The organism is Mannheimia pernigra, assembly GCF_013377995.1.
Taxonomy (GTDB): Bacteria; Pseudomonadota; Gammaproteobacteria; order Enterobacterales; family Pasteurellaceae; genus Mannheimia; species Mannheimia pernigra.
Genome location: NZ_CP055305.1, coordinates 323547 through 346335 on the forward strand (window position 1 = coordinate 323547; position 22789 = coordinate 346335).

A 22789-nucleotide genomic window follows, 5' to 3' on the forward strand; every position below is an offset into this window, starting at 1 on the left:
AGAACGAATAAGCAGATTTTAATATTTATTGCTTGACGGTGATGGGAATAATCTCTATTATTGCAACGTTTTCAACGGAGGAATGGCAGAGCGGTTGAATGCACCGGTCTTGAAAACCGGCGAGGGTTAACGCCCTCCGTGAGTTCGAATCTCACTTCCTCCGCCATCAAATTTAGATCTGCTGATATTTATCAGCAGATTTTCTCTTTTAAGAGAACAACAATCTAAAAATTAGCTTTCAACTCGGAGGAATGGCAGAGTGGTTGAATGCACCGGTCTTGAAAACCGGCGAGGGTTAACGCCCTCCGTGAGTTCGAATCTCACTTCCTCCGCCATATTTAACCTGTTGATCATTCAACAGGTTTTTTTATATCTATTTGCAAAAAACTTGAAAAAAGAAACCGCTTGCTATCACAGAAATAGTTTGAAATCCTTTTTTGCTTCCTTTAGTATAATTGCGATTTATTCTCAAATAACCCAATTATACTCAATTACGATGAAATTACTTTATATTATCTGCGGTTTTATTTGTATCGGACTTGGCGTTATCGGTGCGGTTTTGCCAGGGCTGCCAACTACGCCTTTTTTGCTCTTAGCCTTATTCTGCTTTACCAAAGGTTCAGAAAAAATCCATTTGTGGTTTATTCAAACTAAGTTATATAAAAAATATTTGCAGGAATATGATGAAAAACGCGCAATGACGATGAGGCAAAAAATCACCATTTTAGCCATTTCCTTTCCATTTACGCTATTTGCCTTTTTAACCTTACCGCATATTGGTGGAAAAATTGCATTGGCTATTCTAGTGATTATTCAATATTGGTATTTCTTCTTTAAAATCAAAACGCTTGAGGCAAAAACGGTTTAATTTTACTCTTCACGCTTTCGTCTTGCTCTGGGGTGGGCAGAATCATAAATTTTTGCTAAATGTTCAAAATCCAAATGCGTATAAATTTGAGTAGTCGAAAGGCTACTGTGGCCTAATAATTCCTGTACAGCGCGTAAATCGCCACTTGCCTCTAACATATGGGTAGCAAAAGAGTGGCGTAATTTATGCGGATGCAAATGGCTTTCCAGCCCTTGCCGCTCGCCCCATTTTTTCATTATAAGTTGAATGGAACGATGCGACAGCCGCCCACCACGTTTATTCAAAAACACGGCATTCTCTTTCGGGCTGAATTGCAAGCGCACGTCCAGCCAGCGTTTTAATGCTTTCAACGCCTGAGAACCAATCGGTAGAACTCGCTCTTTGCTCCCCTTACCTTGCACCCTCACTTCTTGAGCAGCCAAATCTATATCGCCCAGATCCAGCCCTTGTAACTCAGACAAACGCAAACCAGAGCTGTACATTAGCTCCATCATTGCAATATCTCGCAAATCGCTCGGCTCATCACTCTCAATCGCCAACAGTTGCCCCACTTGCTCCGCATCAATATTTTTAGGTAAATGTTTACCCACTTTTGGCGATTTCACTCCTAAAGCAGGATTGACTCTCACTCTTCCAACTTTCACCAAATAGACAAACCACTGACGCAATGCCACCAACCGTAAGCCAATACTTTTCGCACTTAGCCCTTGCTTATGGCTCTGGCTTAACATCCAACGCACCGTACTACTTTCCACCTCTTCCCAACGCTCGATACCCGCTTGCGAAAAAAGCTCACTCACCGCCATTAGCTGGCGTTGATAATTGCTCAAGGTATGTGGGCTCACTTGCTTTTCAATTCGCAGAAAATCCCAATAGGGCTGAGTTTGTTGGAAAAGAGGATTCTTTGTTTGCATAGAAAAGTTTACAAGCGGTCAGATTTTCAGAAAATATTGCAAATGGGCAGCCAAGCTACCCACTAAATATCTTTATAATGAAATAGTGATTAGGCTAAACCCAACTGCCCAATACGGACACCTACATTACCGAGTGCGACAGGGCTCAAATATTCACCCAGAAACTCAAATAATTCATTTACATCAGTAAAACGGCGATGGATTTTCACTTCTTTTTCAACTTTACGAGTGAATTCGTAATGCACATTTTCTCCGTTAATAACGGCTTCAAGCGTTAAAAAAACCGTTTCAAAATAATGACTTGGCGAACCTTCAAAGCCCGGATCGCTCACACGCACATTCCAATGATTGCTAAATAAAACTTCGGTTTTTACTGGCATTGTGTTTTCCTCATTTTTATAAAATCTTGCTACATTTTAATCAAGCCAAGCTCAATTTACTAGCCCGATTAAGGAACATATTTATTCGACACCTCAAATAGCCATTCGGCTAAATCATCAGGAATCGGTTTCACATCATTGGTGGAAAGTTGAGGAATGAGGGAAATAGCATCACTTTCACACTCTTGATATTCCAACACTCGCCCTGTCTTGGCATTTCTGACCACCAGCTCAACATGGGTAACGCCTGTGGTCGCTTCGGTTTCCTCAAACAGATACCATTTGCCCTTATGCGGAACCATAAGCTGTGTTCCATTGGCGTATTGGTACAAATACGCTTTATCAACATCTTGCTGATATTCCACCTCGCCCTGCCGCCTAAAATTCAGTGTGGGACCTTTCGAGGCAATTAAACTCAAATGCTGCTGTTTATTCGTAGTGCACTCAAATAAGGTAATAAGCGCCTCATTTGCCGAAGCGAATGAACTAAACCCAAGTAAAGCGAACGAAATTAAATAATATTTCATCGTAAATTTCCTTATAAAAAAGACCGCTTGTAAGCCCTATTTTTATTGATACAACTTCATAAAATCATCCAACACCGTTTTGGCATCAGCTTTATCTTTTTGAAAAAATTGTTCCGCTTCTTCTTTGGTTTTACCCAGTTTTTTCAGCCAATAGTCTGCTTTTTCAAAATCTTGCTGTTCAGTATAAATTTTCCACAGCAAAATCTGCTCCCATTCATTATATTTAGCTGATTTTTTCAATAAAGAGATGACTTTAGGGTTAGATTTGGCTAATTCCAGTTCTTGGGTAATCACGTAATAGAAATGAATTTCCGAGCCAGCGTGCCCACGTTCGGCAAGAGGAAGCCAAATATCGGCGGCTTGTTTTAAATCATTTTTCCGCAAGGCTTTTGCAGCACGAGCAAAGCCGTCTTCAATCGGGTCGAACGCGATGACCTGTGCAGAGAAAAAGAACGAGAACGAGATCAAGAGCAGTAATTTTTTCATCTTTTTTCCTTTTGTAGATTTTGATACAACATAGACCGCTTACAAGCGGTCTTTCTTCATTAAAATTTTGCAACTACTGCAACAGCGAAATATCCGCCACTTGCAGGAATAATCCTTGCAACGTGCTTAAAATGGCGAGACGGTTTTGGCGGAGTTTTTGGTCTTCGGCATTCACCATCACGCTATCAAAAAAGCTATCTACAGGCTGGCGAAGATTTGCTAGCTTGTCTAAAACCGCCGTGTAGTCACCTTGAGCAATTAACGGCTGAACTTCTGATTTTAATCCGATAACTGCTTCGGCTAACGCTTTTTCTGCTGGCTCAACGCAAGCGGTTAAGTCAATTTCGCCAATCGTAACGTCCGCTTTGGCTAAAATGTTGCTCACACGCTTATTCGCAGCCGCTAAGGCTTCGGCACTGTCAAGTGTGCGGAAGTGAGATACAGCACGCACACGGGCATCAAAGTCCGCAGGGCGAGTTGGGCGGCGAGCAAGTACGGCTTGGATCACATCGACCGCAATGCCTTCGCTCTCATACCACGCACGGAAACGACCGAGCATAAAATCAACCACATCTTCCACCACGTTTGTGTTGGTCAATTTATCACCAAACAATTTCGCTGATTTCGCCACGATGTCGGTTAAATCAAGCGGTAAATTTTTCTCCACAATAATCCGCAGAGAACCTAACGCGGCACGGCGGAGGGCGAATGGGTCGGCACTGCCTTTAGGTGCTTGCCCGATACCGAAAATCCCGGTCAGTGTGTCGAATTTATCCGCCAACGCCACCGAGCAAGCCACCAAGCTGTTCGGCAATTCATCGCCAGCAAAACGTGGCATATATTGCTCGTTGAGTGCAACGGCAACTTCTTCATCTTCGCCGTCATGTCGGGCGTAGTGCATACCCATCACACCTTGGGTGTCGGTAAATTCAAACACCATATTCGTCATCAGGTCGCATTTAGAAAGCAATCCAGCACGTTTCGCTTTGGTTTGATCTGCACCGATTTGTGCCGCAATTTCACCCGCAAGCGATTCAATACGAGCGGTTTTATCACGCAATGTGCCGAGCTGTTGTTGGAACAACACGGTTTCAAGGCGTGGCAGTTGATCTTCTAATTTCTGTTTCAAGTCGGTTTTGAAGAAGAACTCCGCATCGGTCAAACGTGGGCGAACCACTTTTTCATTACCCTCGATGATTTTGCTCGGGTCTTCTGGGTTGATATTCGACACAAAAATAAAGTGCGGTAACAATTTGCCCTCTTTGTCGCCCTCTCCCTTTGCATAGAGGGGGAAGTATTTTTGGTCGCCCTTCATCGTATAAACAAGGGCTTCTGCTGGCACGGCAAGGAAACGCTCTTCAAATTTGGCGGTGAGGACATTTGGATATTCCACAAGTGAAGTTACTTCGTCCAACAAGTCCTCTTCAATATCCGCCACGCCGCCCAAAGCGGTTGCTTTTTCTTGGGATTTTGCAAGAATTAACGCTTTACGTTCGTTGAAATCGGCAACCACCGATCCACGATCTTTTAATAACTGCGGATATTGATCCGCGTTGTCGATTTGGAACTCAGGTTCTCCAAGGAAACGGTGACCACGAATGGTACGACCGCTCACCACGCCTAAAATATTGCCCTCAATCAGCTCCGCCCCGAATAAAAGGGTGACGGTATGCACTGGACGTACAAACTGCTCGCTCTTATCGCCCCAACGCATTGTTTTTGGAATCGGCAGATTTGCCAGCGATTTAGCAATAATATCCACCAGCAAGTTTTTGGTCGGTTGCCCTTCAATCACCGCACGATGTACCAGCCATTCGCCTTTGTCGGTGGCGATACGCTCAGCTTGCTCAACCGTGATACCACAGCCTTTCGCCCAGCCCTCTGCCGCCTTAGTCGGCTTGCCTTCGGCATCAAACGCCGCCGACACCGCCGGCCCACGCTTCTCCACCTCTTTGCTCGGTTGAGCCTCTGCTAAACCCAGCACTTTCACCGCCAAACGGCGAGGGGCTGCGAACCATTCCACTTTATCAAAAGCCAAACCCGCTTGGTTCAACTCTTGCTCTACATTCTCCGCAAATGCGGTCGCTAATTTTTTGAGTGCCTTCGGTGGCAGCTCTTCTGTGCCGATCTCGGCGAGGAAGTTTTGTGTTGTCATTTTGTTTTTCTCTAATTAATTTTTTGAAAATAATTATATTTGTCTTATTCGTTTTGCAAAATTTCTATCAAATTTGATCGCTTGTTCCCCCCACACTAACTAACGTATGGGGTTATACATAGTGCGGTTGCTCTGCAACCTGATTTGTCGCAGAGCGACAACATTATGCGTGACCTAGCACGAACCCGTGCTAGGTTAAATAAGCCAAGTCCATCAGGGACTTTTTCAGAGCCACAGCGTAGCTCGGTTGCTTTAACCCCATACGGCTCGTATGGGTGGTAAATTGTGCAATCACTGATTGCATAATTTCTATCAAATTTAACCGCTTGTTATTTTTCCATTTGATACTGATAAAAACTTTGCGCTGTTTCAGAAATATAAACATCAGATAATGGATGTGTAATACATTGCTTTAAGAGGTTTAAATATATTTCACGCCCTCTATTTTGTGCAGCATTAATCACCCTATTAAGCATCCAAATAGTCATTACGCTAGGCTGCCTATTTAATGAAGTTAATAAAAATGGCTCATATTCATCTTTAAATGTTTCCAAAGTATGAACAGGCTCGCCAGGAGTACCAAATTCTCGATTAGGATATTTTTCAAATAATTTTAGCAATGCTTCGCATGCTAAATGACCATCGGGGAGTTGTCTTAAATTTTCACATAACTCCTCAATCCTATCTAAGAAATCATAGTCTTCTATATCACCTTGACCACTATCTTGTTCTCTATTAATAGATAGTTGATTTAACACCTGAATAATATCAGAAGTATTCATACCATTATTTTCCTAGGAAAAAAGATGTTTTAATTCAGCTAAATCCAACACCACTTTATCGCCTTCCAATAGCAACGCCGGAATACCGATATAGCCGTTGGCTTTGGCGTTATCGAATGCGGGGTGGCAGTCACGCAGGCGTAAAAACGGTTTTAGGGTTGAACCGCCTTTGGTAATGTCGCATTCGTCAAATTCCACACCCAAACGTTCTAATTCTGCGACAAAGGGTTCGGTGTCAGGACACCAGTGGGCGAAGTATAAAATCGGATTTGTCATATGCTATTACTGATGCTCAGATTCGTGATACTTGATGGCTTCCGTGCAATGCTTTTCCTGAGCTTGTTTGTATAGCTCATCGTATTGATCTCGAAGATGAATGCCTAGCGCAATATCAACGCCTTTTGATAAGTTTTCTTGGCTATATACCTGTTTCCAGTCTGTCCGTTTAGCTACCATTCCGGAATAAATCAGCTCACATTCTTTTTCTTTCTCTGCTTTAGTTTCACAAGCAGATAAAAAGAAAGATAAGCCAAGTAGTAAAATAAGTGATTTTTTCATCATTTTTTACACCCCGGGAACCCCAACACTTCACGGCTTGCATAATACGCTTCCGCCACGCCTTTGGTTAAGGCACGAATGCGTAAAATGTAGCGTTGGCGTTCGGTGACAGAAATTGCTTTGCGTGCGTCTAATAAGTTGAAGCTGTGAGCCGCTTTTAAAATGCGTTCGTAAGCTGGCAGAGGTAACGGTTTTTCTAAGCCTAACAAGTACTGTGCTTCTTTTTCGTACTGCTCGAAGCATTGGAACAGGAAATCCACATCGGCGTATTCAAAGTTGTAGGTGGATTGTTCTACTTCGTTTTGGTGAAACACATCGCCGTAGGTGGTTTTGCCCAGCTCGCCGTCTGACCAAACAAGATCATAAACGCTGTCCACGCCTTGAATATACATCGCCAAACGCTCTAAGCCATAGGTGATTTCGCCCGTTACCGGCTTACATTCTAAGCCGCCAACTTGTTGGAAGTAGGTAAATTGGGTCACTTCCATCCCGTTCAGCCACACTTCCCAACCTAAGCCCCACGCCCCAAGCGTTGGGTTTTCCCAGTTGTCTTCCACGAAACGAATGTCGTTTTGGGTTGGGTCGAAGCCGAGCATTTTTAGGCTCTCTAAATAGAGTTCTTGAATGTTATCTGGGGACGGTTTAATTACCACTTGGAATTGGTAGTAGTGCTGTAAACGGTTTGGGTTTTCGCCGTAGCGACCGTCTGTCGGACGGCGTGACGGTTGCACATAGGCAAACGCCATCGGCTCAGGGCCTAAGGCACGCAAACAGGTCATCGGGTGAGAAGTACCTGCCCCCACTTCCATATCAAACGGCTGCACGATGGTGCAACCCTTGCTTGCCCAGTAGTCTTGCAGGGCTAAAATCATTCCTTGAAAGGTTTTTACGTTAAATTTCTCGCTCATTACTATTTACTCTTTAATTTAAAAAATGCTAGAAAAATGTGGGCTATTATAGCCTGTAAGCGGTCATTTTTTGGGATTTTTTTGCAAAAATTTTATGATAGCCCCCTGATTAATTTACTGATGAAAATTTAAGGCAATTTACAAAAGGTAATCTAAATCAAATTATGGGTAATTGAAGATTGCAGTTACGCTTATTTAGTTTTAAAGTAGCCACTATCATTTATCAATTTATGAGGATTCGCCAATGAAAAACGATAAACCCATTGAATGTGAAGGCTGTAACACCTTTGATGTTGGTTCTATTTTAGATAATAGCGAGACAGTTGCAACCATCAACCGTACTTATCAAACAGAAGCAGAAGCTAAAGCCGCACTTGAAAGATTTATTCAAAAAGCTCGTGAGATTGAAAATGAGCCTTGCGAAATAAAGAGCGAAATTCTCGCTGTTGAAAACGGCTTTGAACTTAATACTAATTTTAAGTTTAGTTGCCAAGCCGAAGTGGTCATTTTCCAATTAGGCACAAGAAATTAAAACAAGTAGGCTGGTTATCCAGCCTTTCTTTATCTAAAATCTAAAGCCCTCCAAAACATACGGCGTAATGCCAATCTTTAGTGCCCAAAGTAAAAATAATGTAAAAAAATTGCGATATATGTCATATTTTTTAAAAATTGTTGTTTACTTTTTTTAAAAATCAGGCAGATTATGGGCAATTTTTACAAACACTAACTAATTGGAGTGAATTATGTTAAAACCATTCAAAAAACTTGCTGCTGCATTAGCATTAACAGCGGTATTCTCAGTGTCAGCATTTGCTAATGACCCAATTGTGATTAAATTCTCACACGTTGTAGCGAACGAAACACCGAAGGGTCAAGGTGCATTAATGTTCCAAAAATTAGTGGACGAACGCTTAGCGGGTAAAGTAAAAGTAGAAGTGTATCCAAATTCCTCCCTTTATGCAGATGGTAAAGAAATGGAAGCATTATTGTTGAATAATGTACAGATGCTGGCGCCATCATTGGCAAAATTCGATAAATATACGCCAAAAATCCAAATTTTCGACTTACCCTTCTTATTTGACGACATCAAAGCCGTTGAGCGTTTTGAACAAAGCGAAGCAGGTCAATCATTATTAAGATCAATGGAAGATAAAGGTATTACTGGTCTTACATACTGGAATAATGATTTAAAACAGCTCTCAGCAAATAAAGCATTGCGTGAACCCAAAGATGCCCGTGGTTTAAAATTCCGCGTACAAGCTTCAGAAGTGCTAGATGCACAGTTTAAAGCAATTCGTGCTGTACCTCGTAAAATGGCATTCGGTGAGATGTATCAGGGCTTACAAACGGGTGTCGTAAACGGTGCAGAAAACCCTTATTCAAACATTTACTCACAAAAAATTCACGAAGTACAAAAATTCATCACAGAATCTAATCACGGTCTATTATCTTATATGGTTATCGTTAATACAGAATTCTGGAACAACATTCCTGCAGATATTCGTACAGAGCTGACTAAAATCTTAGACGAGGTATCGGTTGAAGTGAACAAGCAATCGCACAACTTAAACCAAAGCGATAAACAAAAAATCGTAGATTCAGGTGCCTCCCAAATCATTACTTTAACAAATGATCAACGTGAAAAATGGCGTGAAGCTATGCGTCCCGTATGGAAGCAGTTTGAAAACGCTATTGGTGCAGATTTAATTAAAGCTGCTGAAAAAGCAAACAAATAATCATCTCACTTTAACTTGTAAGGGCGGGCCGTTGTGTCCGCCCAAAACGATCTGAATTTTGCAAAAAATTAGATAAAATCGACCGCTTGTCAAACAATAAACTTTGCTACATCGGTCTTATTATTTTAGTATTTCTATTTTCGGAGTAAAAAATGTCTTCTTTAAAATGGTTATGGGAGCGTTTTGAAGAATGTTTTATTGCCATTTTATTAACGGCAATGACACTTGTTACCTTCACTTATGTGATGTTTAACAATCTTTATAATATTTTCTTTGATTTAGCCGAAGCTAAGCCATTTACTGCTGAATTTGCTGAACCCATTGGCGAATGGATTATGGAAGCTGCACAAGAAATGACTTGGAGCATAGCTTTAACTAAAGTTTGCTTTGGTTGGTTAATTTTCTTCGGTGCCTCTTATGGAGTGCGTACCGCTGGGCATATTGGTGTTGATGTTTTGGTTAAAAAACTTTCTCATCACGGGCAAAAAATGGTAGGAATTATTGCCATTTGTGCTTGTTTATCTTATGCGGTTTTAATCGGCTCTGCTAGCTACGAATGGATCGCTGCAATGTATGTTGCTGGTATTGGTGCGGAAGATTTACACCAATTCCACCTAAAACAATGGCACGTTGGTTTAATTATGCCTGTCGGTTTTGTGTTAATCGGTATCCGCTTTATTGAAATTTTAGTGCGTATTTTGCAAGGCAAGCAAGTTGGTCTTAGCCTAGCAGATGAAAGTGAAGATGCGATGAAACTCGCACAAGGAGAAGATTAATGACAATTTTAGTGCTATTTAGCTTGTTATTTATTTTGATGTTTCTTGGCGTGCCGATTGCCATTTCACTCGGTTTGGCAGGAGCTGTCACTCTTATGTTCTTTAGCCAAGATTCTGTCAGCTCATTAGCCATTAAACTCTTTGAAACCTCAGAGCACTACACCTTACTTGCAATCCCCTTCTTTCTACTCGCTGGGGCATTTATGACCACAGGCGGTGTCGCAAGACGCTTAATTGATTTTGCTAATGCAACAGTGGGGCATATTCGCGGTGGTTTAGCGATTGCAGCTGTACTTTCTTGTATGTTATTTGCTGCATTATCAGGATCAAGCCCTGCAACGGTTGCTGCAGTTGGCTCAATTGCAATTGCAGGTATGGTACGTTCAGGCTACCCTGTTGGATTTGGCACAGGTATTATCTGTAACGCAGGTACGCTTGGTATCTTAATTCCCCCGTCAGTCGTGATGGTAGTTTATGCTGCTTCAACTGAAACTTCTGTTGGTAAATTATTTATGGCAGGTGTTGTTCCTGGTCTTATGCTTGGAATTACATTGATGATTGCCATCTATATCGTTGCTCGTATTAAAAAATTACCAGCCCAGCCTCGTGCCACAGTCAAAGAATGGCTTACCGCAGCTCGTAAAGCCGTTTGGGGTTTGCTGTTGATGATAATTATTTTAGGCGGCATTTACAGTGGTATCTTCACCCCAACTGAGGCTGCAGCGGTAGCCGCAGTTTATTCGTGGTTTGTGGCGGTCTTTATCTATAAAGATGTCAAACTGCGTGATTGCCCGAAAGTATTGCTAGAATCTGCAAAATTAAGTGTAATGCTCATGTTTATTATTGCAAATGCAATGTTATTTGCCCACGTGTTGACTACCGAACAAATTCCGCAATTAATTACTAACACAGTAGTCGAATGGGACTTACAACCTTGGACATTCTTATTAGTTGTCAATATCGTACTATTAATTGCAGGGGCATTTATGGAACCATCTGCGATTATATTAATTCTTGCACCAATCCTATTCCCAATTGCGGTACAACTTGGCATTGATCCCATTCACTTAGGCATTATTATGGTAGTCAATATGGAAATCGGCTTGATTACTCCACCAATTGGCTTAAACTTGTTCGTAGCGTCTGCAGTATCAAAAATGCCACTGTCTGATGTTGTGAAAGCCGCAATGCCGTGGTTACTATTACTACTTACATTCCTGATTTTAATTACCTATATTCCAGCTATTTCATTAGCATTACCCAATTGGATTGGAATTAATTAATACAAGCGGTCTCTTTTTGTCAATTTTTCACTCATCATCCCGACCGCTTAATGCAATTAGTAAGCATTAGGCGGTCATTTTAGTAAAAATGCACTATTTTGCTAAAAACTTACCAAATAATTTAACTTTTTGCTACAATTTGGGCTATTTATCAAACTGATTCATAAGTAGAGAAGAATATGAGTGTAAGTTCTTTTAATCGCACTTGGGCAAAAGTCATTTTAAGTGCATTAATGCGTTATGGCGTAAAGCATTTTTGTATCGCACCAGGCTCTCGTTCAACGCCATTAACACTTGAAGCGGTGCAACTTCAACAAACCCAATATGCTCAATGCCACACACACTTTGATGAACGTGGCTTAGGCTTTTATGCGTTAGGTATTGCCAAAGCAACCAATAGTCCTGTTGCGGTTATCGTTACCTCAGGTACGGCTGTTGCAAACCTTTATCCAGCAGTAATTGAAGCCAGTTTAACGCATCAAAATCTGATTATTCTTTCTGCTGATCGCCCTACTGAACTTATCGGCTGCGGCGTAAATCAGGCGATTCCCCAGCAAGGTATTTTTGCGAACTATCCTGTTGCGAGCGTAAACTTACCAAAAGCAAATGAGGCTTATAGCTCAAGTTGGTTAGTTTCAACTATTGAACAAGCCTGTACAACGCAAGTTCAACAAGGTGGTGTATTGCACATCAATGCTCCTTTTGAAGAACCTCTTTATGAATCAGATATTAATGAAATTCTTAACACCCCTTGGCTATGTCCGATTCAGACTTGGCTAAATAACTCACAGACGAAATGGATTGACCAACAAAAGATCCAAAGTGAAGTTTCAATGCACGAAAACTGGGACTATTGGCGAACCAAACGTGGGGTAATTGTGGTAGGCAAACTACCGCCTGAGCAAGGAACAGGTTTAAAAACGTGGGCAGACACAATGGGCTGGTGCTTATTAAGCGATGTACAATCTTGTATTGAAGCAAGCCTACCCTATGCAGATATCTGGCTTTCTAACGATACCGTAAAACAACGTTTATTGCAGGCTGATATTGTGATCCAATTTGGTACACAAATTGTGAGCAAACGAGTAAACGAATTTTTAACACGCTATCAAGGAGAATTTTGGGTTGTTGATGAATCACAAGACTATATCAACCCGAACGCATATCACCAAACTCGCTTTATTGCCAAAGCACACCACTTTTTACGCGTACACCCACCACTTCGACAAAAGCCGTGGTTGCTTGAGCCTTTAGCACTTTCGCAATTCTGTGCAACCTTTATTGAGCAACAAATAGGTGGAAGTTTAAGTGAGGCATCACTTGCACACAATATTCAAGATGTTTTAGCAATTAATGGTAACTTATTCATTGGTAATAGCTTATTTGTCCGCTTGGTCGATGCCTTATGTAAATTACCTGAAGGCTATCCTGTTTACACCAATCGTGGCGCAAGTGGAATTGATGGCTTAATTGCCACGGTAGCTGGCATCGCCAAAGGTAGCGAAAGACCAACCGTAGGTGTGATAGGTGATATATCAGCACTACACGATTTAAACTCGATTGCACTATTAACTCAAATTACCCAACCGACCATTTTATTTATAGTGAATAATAGCGGCGGTGCAATTTTCGATATGCTGCCAGTGGAAGCTAAAACAAAAAATCAATACTATCGCCTAGCACACCATTTTGAATTTGCACAAGTCGCAACAATGTTTGGCATTGAGTATATCCGTCCTTTTACTTGGGCAGACTTGAAAACCAAACTTAAACACGCTTACGCTCGCAAAGGAGTAACCATTGTGGAAATTAAAGTCAACGAACACGATGGCAGTAATCTGTATAAATCATTACTGAAGCAAATTTCACAGGCAGAAATTGCCTAGTTCACATAGCACTAGCCTCCACGCTGGTGCTTTTATTTATGTTCAAAGGTTGAATTTAATGCTTTCATATCAATGGCACGCTAAACAAGGCACCCCAGTTGTTTTTTTGCACGGATTACTTGGCTCACAACAAGACTGGCAAGGCGTTATTTCACTTTTGCAAAATTGTCAAAAAATTCGACCGCTTACCCTTGATCTCCCATTTCACGGATTAAGTCAGCAGATCGCCTGTGCTGATTTTTTGGCATTGAGAATGCAGCTCAACACCACATTAACATCGGTTATTGGCTCACAACCATTTTACTTAGTAGGCTACTCTTTAGGTGGGCGAACCGCACTTGATTACACACTGAATATCAACAACCAATACTTGCGTGGCTCTGTGCTAGAAGGCACAAATATTGGTCTCTCTTCAGAGTCAGAACGACGAGCTCGCTGGCAAAATGATTGCCAATGGGCGAATCGTTTCAACCAAGAGACTATCGAAAATGTACTTGACGATTGGTATCAGCAAGCTATTTTTTCAGATTTAATCGATACTGAAAGAGAAAGTTATATCAACAGCCGCAAACATAATCAAGGCAAACTTATTGCCCAAATGTTAAAAGCAACTAGCCTTGCTAAGCAGCCATACTATGCCAAACAATTAACATTGACAGATAAAAACATTATCTTTTTTATTGGAGAAAAAGATAAAAAATTCCGCCAAATGGCAGAGCAAAATCAACTCCCTGTGCAAATTATTTCAAATGCAGGGCATAATGCCCATAGAGGGAATGCGGAAGATTTTGCAAGGAAATTGATCACTTTTATTGAAAAGTAGCCAACCTGTTTAAATATTGAATTTAACTCTCTCCTTGCAATCTCTGCAACAGCCGATCCATTGCTCGATAACCTAAAGCTTCGGCTAAATGAGCTTGCTGAATATTCTCTTCGCCAGATAAATCAGCAATAGTGCGAGAAACTTTTAAAATGCGATGGTAAGCTCGTACAGATAATCCTAGCTTGGTTAAAGCATTTTCTAAAAATAACGCATCTTGTTCTGATAATTTACAATCTCGCTCAATTTCTCGCGTCGTGAGCTGAGAATTTATTTTTCCTGCTCGTTCAAATTGCATTTTTCTCGCTAAAAACACCCGCTTGCGAACCTGTTCTGTCGTTTCTCCTCGGTTTTCTGAGCCACTTTGTAATGCCCCTTGCGGTAAAAGTGGTACTTCAATGGAGAGATCAAATCGGTCTAAAAATGGACCTGATAAACGATTTAAATATCGCATTACTTGTTGTGGTGAAGCTCGATTATGAGTGCCCTGATAATGCCCTGTTGGGCTTGGGTTCATTGCGGCAATCAGTTGAAAACGTGCAGGAAATTGCACTTTCGCATTCGCTCTAGAAATAACAATTTCGCCAGCCTCTAATGGTTGGCGTAACGCATCTAACACTTTCCTTTCAAACTCGGGCAATTCATCTAAGAAAAGCACGCCATTATGAGCAAGAGAAATTTCGCCTGGCTTTGGGATCGAGCCACCACCTACTAACGCCACCATAGACGCACTATGATGTGGGGAACGAAAAGGACGTTGTTTCCAGTTCTGAAAGTTCAATTCATTATGGACAAGGCTCGTGACCGAAGCCGTTTCAATCGCTTCTATATCAGACATTTCAGGTAACAAGTCGGCTAGACGGCTTGCAAGCATCGTTTTTCCTGTGCCAGGTGGGCCGAGAAAAAGTAAATTATGTTGCCCTGCCGCAGCAATGGTTAAGGCTCGCTTGGCATGTTGCTGCCCGATAATATCCGTCAGATCTCGGCTGACAAGCGGTCGATTTGTCTCTATTTTTTGCAAAATTTGTTGGCAAATTGGCAGTTTATCTCGCTTGTTCAGCATATTAACTACCTCTAACAGTGACTGAGCAAAATAGGTAGTTGCATTTGAAACTAATGCCGCTTCATTAGCATTTTGTTTAGCGAGTATCATCTGCCTTTTTGATTTTTCAGCAGAAATCACCGCGGGAATCGCACCGTGCACACCTCGCAGACGCCCTGTAAGTGCCAGCTCGCCTAAAAACTCGAATTGTTTTAACAAATCAGAATCAATCTGCCCTGAGGCAGCTAAAATGCCTATTGCAATAGGTAAGTCAAAACGCCCACCTTCTTTTGGCAAGTCTGCAGGAGCAAGGTTAATGGTAATCCTTTGTGGTGGATACATAAAATTGGCATTAATCAACGCACTTCTCACCCTATCCCCTGCTTCTTTTACGGTTGCTTCCGGCAAGCCAACAATGGTTAGCCTAGGCTGACCGTTGCTGATATGTACCTCAATCGTTACTAATGGCGCCTCAACGCCAACAGAGGCTCGACTGTAAACAATAGCTAAAGTCATTATTTTGAAAAATGAGAAATCAATAGCTAGAGAATAACAAGGAAAGAGAGAGGCAGGATAGCAGGAATAGCCAAATTTTCGAGCGAGATCACAAAAATAGTTTTATGAGAGGGGAAACCCCTCTCAAATATGCAAAATTATTTCACAATTTCCACTGGACCGTGATCGTCGCAATGATCACCGTGCTGATGATGTAAACGACCATCTACAATATAATCAATATGATCGCCGTGTGGTACAGCCTCGTGTCCGCAACCTTCGCCGTGAATATGCTCTCCACAACAATGAACAGCATTGCATTCTACTGGGTTAGTTTCATTCACTTCCAAAACGTGTTCATCATAGTGATCACCATGTTTATGGTGCAAATGCCCGTCGTGTAAATAGTCGATATGGTCGTTGTGTTTGATTGCTGTATGGCCACAACCTTCACCATGTTCATGTTCGTGGTGTGCGTGCGTTTTGCAAGACATAGAATGCTCCTTTGAATAAACAAATAAATCGGTTTTATCCTAATCCGAAATGCAATACAATTCAAGGCGTTTCAGCGGTATATTGGCTCATTTAAGAGGAAAGAGAATGAACACGGAATTAGATATGATTGTTATCGGCGGCGGTATGATTGGGGCAGCAGCAGCCTTGGGATTAGCAAAACAAGGTTTTAAATTAGCCGTGTTAGAGAAAAATCCGCTACCTACTTTCGATGCTCATTCAGCCTACGATTTACGCATTTCCGCCATCAGTATGGGGTCAATTCAGTTACTGGAAAAACTAGGCGTGTGGGAGAAAATTGTCTCAATGAGAACCAGCCCCTACACCCAACTCGAAACCTGGGAAATTGAAGGCTTTAACACTGTATTTTCAGCCGCTGAATTAGGGTTGGAAAAGTTAGGCGATATGGTAGAAAATAACCTAATCCAAATTGCGTTATGGGAACAGTTAAAGCAATTTCCAAACTGCATACAAGCGGTAGGATTTGAGCAATTATCTGCAAAAAAAATAGAAAATAAGTGGTTAGTTCAAATCGACAACCAAACCTTCTCCGCCCAAATTCTGATTGCCGCAGATGGAGCAAATTCTCAAGCCCGCCAGTGGGCTGGTATTGGATTAACTAGCTGGCAATACCGCCAACACTGCTTGCTTGCTACGATTACCACGGAAAAATCAGCACCATCAACAACTTGGCAGCAATTCTATTCAACAGGTCCTCGTGCTTTCTTACCGCTTTCAGACAATCACAGCTGTATTGTTTGGTATGATTCGCCACAAAAAGTGACTGAACTAAAAAATCTGTCAACAGAAAAACTGACCGTGGCGATTGAACAACATTTCCCTTCTCGCTTAAGAGAAGAATTAGGTAAGATTGAAGTGCAATCATCAGGTGCATTTCCGCTTACTCGCCAGCACGCCCAGCATTATATACAAAACGGCGTTGTGCTAGTAGGAGACGCGGCACATACAATTAATCCATTAGCAGGTCAAGGCGTGAACTTGGGCTTTAAAGATATAAAAGTACTACTTGACGTGTTTGAACAAGCGGTCAAAAAAGGCGAAAACTTTGCAAGCGAGGAAGTACTGAAACGCTATGAGAACAAACGTAAACCCGATAATTTGTTAATGCAAACAGGTATGGACATCTTTTATAAAGCGTTTAGCACCGAACTTCTCCCACTAAAAATAGCTCGCAATTTAGGGCTAGTGATCGCTGAAAAAGCAACACCACTTAAAAAACAGGCATTGAAATATGCAATCGGAATTTAGCATCAAATAAACATAAAAAGAGAGAGCTAAGCTCTCTCTTTCAACGATAGTGTGTTAATTCACCTTACATTGCTACAATCACACATTCTGCCACACTGCGTGCATTAGATTGTGCTCTTGAAGTGGCTGCTCTGTCGCCAACTGGCCCGACAAAAACACGATTCCAGTCTGCACTGCTTGCGATACGAGCATTAAATCCTGCCATCGCAAGACGTGCTTGCATATTTTCTGCTTGGGCTTTATTTTTAAACGCTCCACATTGGAGTCCGAATTTACCTGCCTGGTTTGTCACTTTATCTGCTGTGCTCGCAACAATTTTAGGCTGCTCTTTTTTCGCTTTTTCTTCCGCTTGCTTGCGTTTTTCTTCTGCTATCTTTTGAGCTAAAGCCTCTTCTGACGTTTCTTCCTTTGTTATTGCTGGAGTTGTGGTCGATGTCTCCGTAGTTGGATTTTGCGGAGTCTGTTCTGCTAAACGAGCTTCTTCCTGCTTACGTCTCTCTTCAATTTGTTGCTTTTGCTGGGCAGTCAGTTGTGCCAAACGCTCTTGTGAAGTTTGGCTATTATCGGTTATTACCGTACGGGTTTCTAAATCACGAATATAGCTCCAACTTTCTTCTGGCCGACTTGGTAATTGACTTTTTTGACGAGGTTGATTCGGTTGTGCAATATCAACCGTAGGAGTAGGCGCATTTGTTTTTAATAACCATAACGCAATTCCACAGCCTAAAACTAGACCAATAATCAGAATTAATACCTTTTTTAAATTACTCTCTTTTTTTGTTTTTTTGCTTTTTTTCTCGTTTGAACGAGCAACATAATCACGCCGTGGCACAATAACCGCCTTCTAATTAAATTAAAATAATTTGCAAATTTTACTGTAAAAATAACCGCTTGCCTATCATATAAAATGACTTTTCAATTTAAAGTGTTGTAAACTCAAACTGAGATCTGCATTTAGCCATTTTTAAGATGAGAAAGGTAAATATCAAAACGATGATTTTTCGTTACCTGAGAAAAATCTGGCTTCTGCTCTGCCAAAAATGGGGCATAATCAGGACGTTTCACCACCACTCTCTTCCTTGCTAATGTTTTTGCTGGTGCAAAGAAATCATCAGAATCCAAATCAGCACCCACTAAATGTTGAAACACTCGCATTTCTTTTTTCACTAACGCACTTTTTTGTTTGTGGGGATACATCGGATCTAAATAGACGACATCTGCAAATTGTAATTTAGGATCAAGCTGCGATATATTACGCACATCGGCTAAGATCATTCTTTCTTGCATAAACTCACCAATTTCTAAGTCTTGATAAGCGCGATTTAGCCCATCTTCTAACAAAGCGGCCACAATCGGATTTCGCTCAACTAATAGCACTTTACAACCAACGGCTGCCAATACAAACGCATCTCGTCCTAAGCCAGCGGTAGCATCAATCACGGTTGGTACGTAATCCCCTTTAATCCCCACCGCTTTTGCCACAGCTTCGCCACGTCCACCACCGAACTTACGGCGGTGTGCCATCGTGCCATCAACAAAATTAACCGCTATCGCCCCAAGTTTTGGTTCGTCTAATTTGCGTAGCTCTAAACGTTCTTTGGTGAGAACAAGAGCAAGAGAGCTAGATTTATCTTCAACTAACTGCCATTTATCGCAAATTTGTTGAAATTTGTGGCTATCTTGCGTTTCATTAATTAATTGGATCATTTTAATAATTCATCAAAATTAGCAAGCAAACAAGTTTTGCCTGCAACGTCTTCACCTTGCCAAGCGGCGGCTAAAATTTCATAGCTCAAGCATTTTTCATATTCATTCGATATTGGGTAATAACTAATATGCCACGGCTCAAAACCAACTCCGCCACGAGTGCCATCAAAAGGAAAATAAAAGCCAAACTTTTCAGCATTGGTTTGTAACCATTTCGTTAGTTCAGCAAAATAGCCTCCCGCTAAATATTCCCACGGCTCAAGCAAAAGCGAGGTATTTTTAGGCAGCAGTTCAGGGTCAAAAACATCAATGTCTGTTCCCCAATGATGACGACTCGCACCCGGCACAGCAGACCAACGTAGTATCGCCTTACATTTTTCCAGATCAGATAAAGCGGTCATTTCAATCGCCACTCCATTGTCATCGTGCACCTTGCGTTCACCGTTAAATTTTGCATTCCAAATTAGCTTTTGGCGTTCAAAATCCCGAAAAGTGCTAGCAACTTGCAGATTAAAGCCCTCCTCTTTTGCAGCATACTGTAATGCTAAAAATGCCTTAACAACTTCAGGTTGAAGGTAATGTTTATCAGAAAGAGAATTTGGCAAAATCACTAAATGCTCACGGCTTTTGCCCGTTAAAAGAGTTGCAATTTTTTCCACAAAAATGACCGCTTGTATAAAATCAATAGCGTTAAATTATAAACTAAATTTCTGCGATATATTTTTTCTTGTGGAAATAAAAGCCTTTCTATGTTAAAAAGTCAGCCTAAATTTCTATTTAAGTTTAAGTTATTTAAGGAACATAACAATGTCTTTACAAGCAATTATTGAAGCGGCATTTGAGAAACGTGCTGAGATTACGCCAAAAACTGTCGATGCAGAAACTAAATCAGCTATTGAAGAGGTGATCGCAGGTTTAGATAACGGTTCTCTGCGTGTAGCTGAGAAAAACGAGGGCGAATGGACGGTAAATCAATGGGTAAAAAAGGCGGTGTTGCTTTCATTCCGTATTGCAGATAACCAGATCATTGACGGTGCAGAAACCAAATTCTACGACAAAGTGCCAACCAAATACGGCAATTATACAGAAGAACAATTTAAAGCAGACGGCATTCGTGCCGTGCCAGGTGCGGTAGTGCGTAAAGGTTCACATATTGAGAAAAACGTTGTGCTAATGCCATCTTTCGTGAACATTGGTGCGTATGTGGGCGAAGGCACAATGGTGGATACTTGGGTCACCGTGGGTTCGTGTGCACAAATTGGTAAAAACGTTCATCTTTCAGGCGGCGTGGGCATTGGTGGCGTATTAGAACCGTTGCAAGCAAACCCAACCATTATTGGTGACAACTGCTTTATCGGTGCCCGTTCTGAAATCGTAGAAGGGGTTATCGTGGAAGATAACTGTGTAATTTCAATGGGCGTGTTTATCGGTCAATCCACCAAAATTTACGACCGTGAAACTGGCGAAGTGCATTATGGTCGAGTGCCTGCAGGCTCGGTAGTGGTTTCAGGTTCTCTTCCGTCAAAAGACGGTTCGCACAACCTCTATTGTGCCGTTATCGTGAAAAAAGTGGATGAGAAAACGCTAAGCAAAGTAGGCTTGAACGATTTACTCCGTTCTATTGATGAGTAATAAAATACTCTCCCTCACTTTGCAAAAGTGGGGGATTTTTTTACCGCTTGTAAGGACAACAAAATGAAAAAAATCCTTCTTCTTAATGGCCCGAATCTCAATATGCTAGGTAAACGTGAGCCTGAAATTTACGGTTCTCAAACCTTAGCGGATATTGAAAATCATCTAAAAACCTTAGCTGTATCTCAAGGCGTTGAATTAGACTGCTTCCAAGCAAACGGCGAAGAGCTAATCATCAACCGTATTCATCAAGCCTTTCAAAATACGGATTTTATTATTATCAACCCTGGGGCATTCACTCACACCAGCGTGGCAATTCGTGATGCGTTGTTAAGTGTTTCCATTGCGTTTATTGAAGTGCATCTTTCTAATGTGCATAGCCGTGAACCGTTCCGCCATCACTCTTATTTCAGTGATGTAGCAAAAGGCGTTATTTGTGGCTTAGGCATAAAAGGCTACGAATATGCGTTGGATTTTGCGATTTCACAATTAAACAAATAAGGCAATAAAATGGCAATTAAAAATGAACAGTTTATCGTTATCTGTAACGGTGTTATTCGCTTATTCGGTAATATTGTGAAGATGTTGAGCTACCCTTTCCACGCCCTTTTTCCGAAAAAGCGTTTTACGATTCCAGCATATAGCCCAGCAAAAATTCGTTCTAAACAACCAACAAAAATTACCAAAACCATCTGGCAAACCAATTATTCAAATAAAGTGACGTTGCCGATATATGCCAATTATTTGTTTAATCGATTAATGTCGTTAAGCTATGATTATCGTTATGTTAGCACAGAAGAGCGAGAAGCTTACATTAAAGCTAATGCAGACGAACGCACTTTTAATGCTTACAGCAAGCTTACAGATGGTGCAGCCCAAGCTGACTTCTGGCGAATTTTCACGTTATTGAGAGAAGGCGGCATTTATATTGATATTGACGGGCATTTGGTTTATCCGCTCTCAAAAATAATCAATGAAAATGACAGCGAAGTATTAATCAAACGCCGTAATAAATACACTAACTTTTTCTTAGCAAGCGAAAAAGGCAACTGGATTTTAAAAGACACACTTGAGCTGATTATCAGCAACATTGAGAATCGTCGTATTGAAGGCGGTGTATTTACAATGACTGGTCCAAATACATTAAATAATGCCATTGGCGATAAGATTGTTAATTTCCGCCGAGATAAAATTACTTGTGCACAAGGCACATTCACAAACGAATACTTTCAATACATCGACAAGCCAGGTAGTAAGTGGAATTACAAAAAGAATGAGGATTTGCTCAAATAAATAACAAGCGGTTTAAATTTACCAAAAACTTACCATTTTTGACCGCTTGTATGGAGGAAATCTCTTACTCATTAACTGGTACGATGAATGCTAAAATCGCCAATTTTCGTCTAAATTAGAAGATTTTATTCGCAAAATTAGCGAAATTCAGGTATTCTACGAGCAGAATTTTTAGCTCTGCATTTCAATTTTACAAATGCAGAGTTCTATTTTTTAATTAATCACATACGGAATCTTATTATGGATATTCGCAAAATCAAAAAACTTATCGAATTAGTTGAAGAGTCTGGCATTACTGAATTAGAAGTGTCTGAAGAAGAAGGCACAGTACGCATTAGTCGTGCTGCACCAGCAGCGGTAGTTGCCCCTGCCGTTCAATATGCAGCAGCACCAACGCCTACTGTAGCTGCTCCACAGCCTGCGGAACCAGCCTTCCCTGCTAATGCAACAACTGAGCAAGTAAGTGGCCACGCTGTACGTTCTCCAATGGTAGGCACTTTCTACCGTAGCCCAAGTCCAGATGCTAAAGCGTTCGTCGAAGTGGGACAAACCGTAAAAATTGGTGATGCGTTATGTATTGTTGAGGCAATGAAAATGATGAATCGCATTGAGTCAGACAAAGCAGGTGTGATCAAAGAAATTTTAATTAATGATGGTGAGCCAGTAGAGTTCGACCAAAAATTATTCATCATCGAATAATCTATGTTTGCCCTTGTTATTAAATAAGGGCATCTTTCCAACCAATTCACTTCAAGGGAA

26 protein-coding genes and 2 tRNA genes are annotated in these 22789 nt (G+C 41.2%); 14 read left to right on the forward strand and 14 right to left on the reverse strand.

Features of this window, described 5'->3' with window-relative positions:
• Window positions 1–76 precede the first annotated feature (76 nt).
• The 3 genes from HV560_RS01510 to HV560_RS01520 all read left to right on the forward strand — a co-directional run bounded on the left by HV560_RS01510 (window position 77) and on the right by HV560_RS01520 (window position 868).
• A tRNA-Ser gene (locus HV560_RS01510) sits at window positions 77–166 on the forward strand.
• A gap of 79 nt (window positions 167–245) precedes the next feature.
• Window positions 246–335, forward strand: a tRNA-Ser gene (locus HV560_RS01515).
• A gap of 161 nt (window positions 336–496) precedes the next feature.
• Window positions 497–868: a YbaN family protein gene (locus HV560_RS01520; RefSeq protein ID WP_176807713.1), complete on the forward strand. Its 372-nt coding sequence runs from the start codon at window positions 497–499 to the stop codon at window positions 866–868.
• Window positions 869–870: 2 nt separating this feature from the next.
• Here HV560_RS01520 and xerC read toward each other — a convergent pair whose 3' ends face one another.
• From xerC to glyQ, 9 genes are all read right to left on the reverse strand, one after another.
• Entirely contained in the window at window positions 871–1782 is a 912-nt protein-coding gene (xerC, locus tag HV560_RS01525) for a tyrosine recombinase XerC (RefSeq protein WP_176812008.1), read from the reverse strand.
• An 89-nt stretch (window positions 1783–1871) separates the two neighbouring features.
• Entirely contained in the window at window positions 1872–2162 is a 291-nt protein-coding gene (locus HV560_RS01530) for a DUF5377 family protein (RefSeq protein WP_176812009.1), read from the reverse strand.
• Between the two features lie 68 nt (window positions 2163–2230).
• Window positions 2231–2689 (reverse strand): hypothetical protein, encoded by a 459-nt coding sequence (locus HV560_RS01535; RefSeq protein WP_176807716.1) that lies wholly within the window; start codon window positions 2687–2689, stop codon window positions 2231–2233.
• 42 nt (window positions 2690–2731) lie between these two features.
• Window positions 2732–3175, reverse strand: a complete 444-nt coding sequence (locus HV560_RS01540; RefSeq protein WP_176807717.1) for a hypothetical protein — start codon at window positions 3173–3175, stop codon at window positions 2732–2734.
• A 73-nt stretch (window positions 3176–3248) separates the two neighbouring features.
• Window positions 3249–5330 carry a glycine--tRNA ligase subunit beta gene (gene glyS / locus HV560_RS01545; RefSeq protein ID WP_176807718.1) on the reverse strand — a complete coding sequence of 694 codons (2082 nt, stop codon included), beginning with the start codon at window positions 5328–5330 and terminating at the stop codon, window positions 3249–3251.
• A gap of 329 nt (window positions 5331–5659) precedes the next feature.
• Window positions 5660–6112: a hypothetical protein gene (locus tag HV560_RS01550; protein ID WP_176812010.1), complete on the reverse strand. Its 453-nt coding sequence runs from the start codon at window positions 6110–6112 to the stop codon at window positions 5660–5662.
• A gap of 12 nt (window positions 6113–6124) precedes the next feature.
• A complete protein-coding gene (locus HV560_RS01555; protein WP_176812011.1) occupies window positions 6125–6388 on the reverse strand; it encodes a hypothetical protein in 264 nt (87 codons plus the stop codon).
• Window positions 6389–6394: 6 nt separating this feature from the next.
• Window positions 6395–6673: a hypothetical protein gene (locus HV560_RS01560; RefSeq protein ID WP_176812012.1), complete on the reverse strand. Its 279-nt coding sequence runs from the start codon at window positions 6671–6673 to the stop codon at window positions 6395–6397.
• On the reverse strand, window positions 6670–7578 hold the full coding sequence (glyQ, locus tag HV560_RS01565; RefSeq protein WP_176812013.1) for a glycine--tRNA ligase subunit alpha: 909 nt from the start codon (window positions 7576–7578) through the stop codon (window positions 6670–6672). Before glyQ ends, HV560_RS01560 begins: the two co-directional genes overlap by 4 nt.
• 244 nt (window positions 7579–7822) lie before the next feature.
• Here glyQ and HV560_RS01570 point away from each other — a divergent pair, with 244 nt between their 5' ends.
• From HV560_RS01570 to menH, 6 genes are all read left to right on the forward strand, one after another.
• Window positions 7823–8110, forward strand: a complete 288-nt coding sequence (locus HV560_RS01570) for a YfcZ/YiiS family protein (RefSeq protein ID WP_159628701.1) — start codon at window positions 7823–7825, stop codon at window positions 8108–8110.
• A gap of 211 nt (window positions 8111–8321) precedes the next feature.
• Window positions 8322–9314, forward strand: a complete 993-nt coding sequence (locus HV560_RS01575) for a TRAP transporter substrate-binding protein (RefSeq protein ID WP_176812014.1) — start codon at window positions 8322–8324, stop codon at window positions 9312–9314.
• Between the two features lie 152 nt (window positions 9315–9466).
• A complete protein-coding gene (locus HV560_RS01580) occupies window positions 9467–10090 on the forward strand; it encodes a TRAP transporter small permease (protein WP_176809503.1) in 624 nt (207 codons plus the stop codon).
• The gene (gene dctM / locus HV560_RS01585) at window positions 10090–11373 is read left to right on the forward strand and encodes a C4-dicarboxylate TRAP transporter large permease protein DctM (protein WP_176812015.1); all 1284 of its coding nucleotides are present in this window, start codon (window positions 10090–10092) and stop codon (window positions 11371–11373) included. Before HV560_RS01580 ends, dctM begins: the two co-directional genes overlap by 1 nt.
• A gap of 179 nt (window positions 11374–11552) precedes the next feature.
• Complete coding sequence (menD, locus tag HV560_RS01590; protein ID WP_159628705.1) at window positions 11553–13259, forward strand: 2-succinyl-5-enolpyruvyl-6-hydroxy-3-cyclohexene-1-carboxylic-acid synthase; 1707 nt, start codon at window positions 11553–11555, stop codon at window positions 13257–13259.
• Window positions 13260–13317: 58 nt separating this feature from the next.
• Complete coding sequence (menH, locus tag HV560_RS01595; RefSeq protein WP_176809501.1) at window positions 13318–14082, forward strand: 2-succinyl-6-hydroxy-2,4-cyclohexadiene-1-carboxylate synthase; 765 nt, start codon at window positions 13318–13320, stop codon at window positions 14080–14082.
• A gap of 22 nt (window positions 14083–14104) precedes the next feature.
• Here menH and HV560_RS01600 read toward each other — a convergent pair whose 3' ends face one another.
• Window positions 14105–15637: a YifB family Mg chelatase-like AAA ATPase gene (locus tag HV560_RS01600; RefSeq protein ID WP_176812016.1), complete on the reverse strand. Its 1533-nt coding sequence runs from the start codon at window positions 15635–15637 to the stop codon at window positions 14105–14107.
• A gap of 137 nt (window positions 15638–15774) precedes the next feature.
• Entirely contained in the window at window positions 15775–16110 is a 336-nt protein-coding gene (locus tag HV560_RS01605) for a hypothetical protein (RefSeq protein WP_176812017.1), read from the reverse strand.
• Between the two features lie 106 nt (window positions 16111–16216).
• Here HV560_RS01605 and HV560_RS01610 point away from each other — a divergent pair, with 106 nt between their 5' ends.
• The gene (locus HV560_RS01610; RefSeq protein ID WP_176812018.1) at window positions 16217–17398 is read left to right on the forward strand and encodes an FAD-dependent oxidoreductase; all 1182 of its coding nucleotides are present in this window, start codon (window positions 16217–16219) and stop codon (window positions 17396–17398) included.
• Window positions 17399–17462: 64 nt separating this feature from the next.
• Here the strand turns inward: HV560_RS01610 and ftsN are convergent, their stop codons facing one another.
• From ftsN to HV560_RS01625, 3 genes are all read right to left on the reverse strand, one after another.
• Entirely contained in the window at window positions 17463–18230 is a 768-nt protein-coding gene (gene ftsN, locus HV560_RS01615; RefSeq protein WP_176812019.1) for a cell division protein FtsN, read from the reverse strand.
• 122 nt (window positions 18231–18352) lie between these two features.
• Entirely contained in the window at window positions 18353–19105 is a 753-nt protein-coding gene (locus HV560_RS01620) for a class I SAM-dependent methyltransferase (protein ID WP_176809497.1), read from the reverse strand.
• Window positions 19102–19764, reverse strand: coding sequence for a M15 family metallopeptidase (locus HV560_RS01625; protein ID WP_176807731.1), 663 nt, complete (start codon window positions 19762–19764; stop codon window positions 19102–19104). Before HV560_RS01625 ends, HV560_RS01620 begins: the two co-directional genes overlap by 4 nt.
• Window positions 19765–19912: 148 nt before the next feature.
• Between HV560_RS01625 and dapD the strand changes: the two genes are divergently transcribed.
• From dapD to accB, 4 genes are all read left to right on the forward strand, one after another.
• Window positions 19913–20737, forward strand: a complete 825-nt coding sequence (dapD, locus tag HV560_RS01630) for a 2,3,4,5-tetrahydropyridine-2,6-dicarboxylate N-succinyltransferase (protein WP_176812020.1) — start codon at window positions 19913–19915, stop codon at window positions 20735–20737.
• A gap of 63 nt (window positions 20738–20800) precedes the next feature.
• Window positions 20801–21238, forward strand: a complete 438-nt coding sequence (gene aroQ, locus HV560_RS01635) for a type II 3-dehydroquinate dehydratase (RefSeq protein WP_176812021.1) — start codon at window positions 20801–20803, stop codon at window positions 21236–21238.
• Between the two features lie 9 nt (window positions 21239–21247).
• A complete protein-coding gene (locus tag HV560_RS01640) occupies window positions 21248–22030 on the forward strand; it encodes a glycosyltransferase family 32 protein (RefSeq protein ID WP_159628716.1) in 783 nt (260 codons plus the stop codon).
• 240 nt (window positions 22031–22270) lie between these two features.
• Window positions 22271–22729 carry an acetyl-CoA carboxylase biotin carboxyl carrier protein gene (accB, locus tag HV560_RS01645; RefSeq protein ID WP_159628717.1) on the forward strand — a complete coding sequence of 153 codons (459 nt, stop codon included), beginning with the start codon at window positions 22271–22273 and terminating at the stop codon, window positions 22727–22729.
• Window positions 22730–22789: the final 60 nt, after the last annotated feature.